The organism is Streptomyces sp. NTH33, assembly GCF_003236365.1.
GTDB lineage: Bacteria > Actinomycetota > Actinomycetes > Streptomycetales > Streptomycetaceae > Streptomyces.
Genome location: NZ_POTZ01001026.1, coordinates 1 through 759 on the forward strand (window position 1 = coordinate 1; position 759 = coordinate 759).

1 protein-coding gene is annotated in these 759 nt (G+C 77.7%); it reads right to left on the reverse strand.

The features are described 5' to 3' along the window. Positions 1–759: MFS transporter (locus C1I97_RS38235; RefSeq protein ID WP_146608466.1), on the reverse strand; the 759-nt coding region annotated here is incomplete at both ends.

The following is a 759-nucleotide window of genomic DNA, read 5'->3' on the forward strand; positions in this document are numbered from 1 at the left end:
GGACGGGAATGCCGCGTGGGTGGGCTCGGGCCCCGTGAGGCCGGGGCGGCGGTCGCGCAGGAGCGCGCCCGCCCCGATCGTTCCGGCGATGAGGACGCCGCCGATCACCAGGGCGCCGCGGGCGCCCGCCGTCTGCATGAGGATGCCGAGCAGCGGGGGGCCGATCAGGCTCCAGCCGGTGCTGGCGCTGCGCCATACGCCGAGGACGCGGCCCCGCATGTGCGCTGGGGGGTCGGTCTGCAGGACCGTGGTGCCGGCGGTGTCGGAGACCGACTCCACCACCGCCATCGGGGCGACGATCAGCAGCAGGATCCACAGCGTCGGGGACAGCCCGGCGGCGATCTGCAGGAGCGCGCCCGTCGCGGCGAGGGCACCGACGAGCCGTACGGAGGGGCTGCGCAGCCGTCCGGCCAGGACGGCCCCGGCGACACCGCCCACGGCCAGCACCGTGGACACCGTGCCGAAGGCACCGGCGGCGCCGCCGAGCGGCCCGGTGACCAGCACGGCGAGGGTCAGGGCGTAGTTCCGGCCGAAGACGCTGCTGATCGCGGTGATACCGGCCAGGGCGACGAGCCGGGGGCGGCGCAGGAAGAAGCCGAGGCCGTCACGGGCGCCCGTGCCGCGCCGGCGCGGTGCGCCGGCGGCGGTCCGGGGCCGGGACGCGGTGGGTGCCGTCTGCCGGCCCGCGTCGGGGTGCGGGCGCAGGAAGGGGACCACCGCCGCGACGGCCAGGAAGGACAGCCCGTTCGCCGCGTACGC